Source organism: Burkholderia sp. Ac-20353 (assembly GCF_017104785.1).
Classification (GTDB): domain Bacteria; phylum Pseudomonadota; class Gammaproteobacteria; order Burkholderiales; family Burkholderiaceae; genus Burkholderia.
Map to the genome: position 1 here is coordinate 1 of NZ_JAAGPL010000400.1, position 2989 is coordinate 2989.

General features: G+C 70.6%; 2 protein-coding genes. Both read left to right on the forward strand.

Annotated features, from left to right (window positions below):
- The coding region (locus G3N94_RS40620) for a DUF2339 domain-containing protein (RefSeq protein WP_205799805.1) at positions 1-2622 on the forward strand (2622 nt) is incomplete at its 5' end.
- Positions 2619-2989, forward strand: a 371-nt coding sequence (locus tag G3N94_RS40625) for a DUF3999 family protein (RefSeq protein WP_205799806.1), incomplete at its 3' end; no start/stop codon positions are given. The genes G3N94_RS40620 and G3N94_RS40625, both read left to right, overlap by 4 nt.

A 2989-nucleotide genomic window follows, 5' to 3' on the forward strand; every position in this document is an offset into this window, starting at 1 on the left:
CTGCTCGCGGTCGGCTGGCGCGTCGCCGCGCGGCGCCCCGCGTACGGCCTCGTGCTGCAGGGCGGCGGGGTCGGCGTGCTGTACCTGACCGTGTTCGCCGCGACCAAGCTCTACCACCTGCTGCCCGTCGGCGCGGCGTTCCCGCTGATGGTCGCGATCTGCGGCCTGAGCGCGTTCCTCGCGATCCGGCAGAACGCGCAGCCGCTCGCGTTCATGGGCAGCGCGGGCGGGTTTCTCGCGCCGGTGCTGCTGAGCACCGGCACCGGCAGCCACGTCGCGCTGTTCAGCTACTACGCGCTGCTGAACGCCGGCATCTTCGCGATCGCGTGGTTCAAGGCATGGCGGCCGCTCAACCTGCTCGGCTTCGTGTTCACGTTCTCGATCGGCTCCGCGTGGGGTGTGACCGCGTACCGCCCGGAATTCTTCGCGAGCACCGAGCCGTTCCTCGTGCTGTTCTTCCTGATGTACGTCGGCATCGCGCTGCTGTATGCCGCGCAGCGCGAGCTGGCGCTCAAGCACTACGTGGACGGCACGCTCGTGTTCGGCACGCCGATCGTCGCGACCGCACTGCAGGCCGCGCTCGTGAAGGACCTGCCGTTCGGCCTCGCGTGGAGCGCGGTCGCGCTGTCCGCGTTCTACGTCGCGGTCGCCGCGTGGCTCGCGCGGCGCCGCGAGCGGCTGCGCCTGCTGTTCGAGGCAACGCTCGCGCTCGCGGTGATCTTCGCGACGCTTGCGGTGCCGCTCGCTTTCTCGGGGCCGACGACGAGCGCCGCGTGGGCGATCGAGGGCGCGGCGATCGTCTGGGTCGGGGTGCGCGAACGGCGCCTCGCGCCGTTCGGCTTCGGCCTGCTGATGCAGGTCGCGGCGGCCGGCGCATTCTTCGCGGGGACGCTCGGCGCACCCGATACGGTCGCGCTGCCCGTGCTCAACAGCCCGTATATCGCGACGCTGCTGATCGCGCTCGCCGGCCTGTTCACGGGCTGGTGGCTGCACGGACGCGACGAAGCGCGCGCGTGGCACGCATGGATGCCGGAATTCGGCGCCGCGGCGGCCGCGTGGGGGCTGCTGTGGTGGCTGTGCGGCGGCACCCGTGAAATCCTGCTGTACGCGGGCCATCATGTCGATGCGCATCCGGACCGCTTCACGACGGACTCACTCGCGCTGTTCGTCGCCGCGACCGCGTGGCTCGCACACACTGCGCGCCGCAAACTCGCGTGGCCGCTCGCCGAATGGCCCGCATTCGCGCTGGCGCCCGCGCTCACGCTGTTCGCGCTGCGCGCGTTCGACGCGCACGAAGCGCCGCTGTCGGGCCTCGGCGCGGTCGTGTGGCCGGTGGTCGTCGCGGCCTGTTACTTGCTGCTGTGGCGGCAGTCGCGTGATGAGCCGCCTTCGCGCGCATCGCGCGACGCGGCTTCGCTCGACACGCGCGTGCTCGCGCCGCTGCATACGCTGATGTTCTGGAACGTCTGCGGCCTGCTCGCGCTGGAAGGCTACTGGCGCCTGCGCGCGTACGTGCCGGAAGGGGCATGGAGCTGGAGCGCGTGGGCGTACGGGTTCGGGCTGCTGCTTCTGCTCGTGTCCGGCGTCGGCGCGCGGCTGCGCTGGCCCGTTGCGCGCTTCCCGCACGCGTACCAGGTGTGGGGCGCAGCGCCACTCGCCGCGCTGCTGTGGCTGTGGAGCATCGCGAGCGTGACGAGCGACGGCGACGCGTCGCCGCTCTTCTGGCTGCCGCTCGTCAATCCGCTCGACGTCGCTCAGTTGCTGATCTTCGTCGCGATCGCGACGTGGCTGCGGCGGCTGACCACGCTCGGCATCGCATGGCGTCCGCCCGCGATCGGCTACGCGGCGGTCGCGACCGTGTTCCTGTGGTTCAACGCGCTGCTGCTGCGCACGCTGCATCACCGCTTCCATACGGCCTACGGCGTCGACGCGGTGCTGGCGTCGTTCAACCTGCAGCAGGTGTTCATGGTCGGCTGGAGCGCGTTCGCGTTCGCCGGGTTGTGGTTCGCCCGCCGCGAAGGGCCCGCACGGCTCTGTGCGGTCGCGTCGCTGCCGCTCGTGCTCGTGATGTGGATGTGGACCTTCTACGCGAACTTCACGCAGGACGGCGGAAGCTGGGCGCGCGTGCCGCTCGTCAATCCGCTCGACCTCGTACAGCTCGCGATCTATGCGCTCGCGGCGTTCTGGCTCGTGCGGGTGCACCGCCTCGGCATCCCGCTCGACCAGTTCCGTGTCGAGCTGCAGTCGGTGGCCGGCGCGACGGCGTTCCTGTGGCTGAACGCGATGCTGTTGCGCACGCTGCACCACTGGACCGGCGTGCCGTACAACTTCGACGAGATGGCGCACTCGACGCTCGTGCAGGCGTCCGTCTCCGTGTTCTGGACGGTGTGTGCGCTCGCGACGATGATCTGGGCAACGCGCCGCAAGCTGCGGCCGCTGTGGTTCGTCGGCGCCGCGCTGCTCGCGCTCACCGTCGTCAAGCTGTTCCTGTTCGACCTGTCGCACGTGAAGGGCGTCGAACGCATCGTGTCGTTCATCGGCATCGGCGTGCTGCTGCTGTTGATCGGCTATTTCTCGCCGCTGCCGCCGAAGGCCGCGGGCAACCCGGAACCGAACGAATGAAGCATGTCGTCGCAGCACTCGGCCTCACCGCGTTGACATCGTTGACATCGTTGGCAATGGCCAGCGCCACGCATGCCGGCGATCAGGTCGAGCAGCAATTCGCGCTCGACCTCGACGGCAGCGCCGCGTACTACACGGTGACGGTGCCTCCGGCCGTCTACGCGGCGAGCCGGCGCAACGATCTCGGCGACCTGCGCGTGTTCAACGGCGCGGGTGAACCGGTGCCCTACTCGCTCGACGCGCCGGCGGCCGTCGAGCCGCCGCCACAACGGCACGCGGTGCCGTGGTTCCCGCTGCCGGCCACCGACGCCGACGCGAACACCGACGCCGGCCACGCGCCGCTCGGCGTGTCGGTCGCCGCGGACGG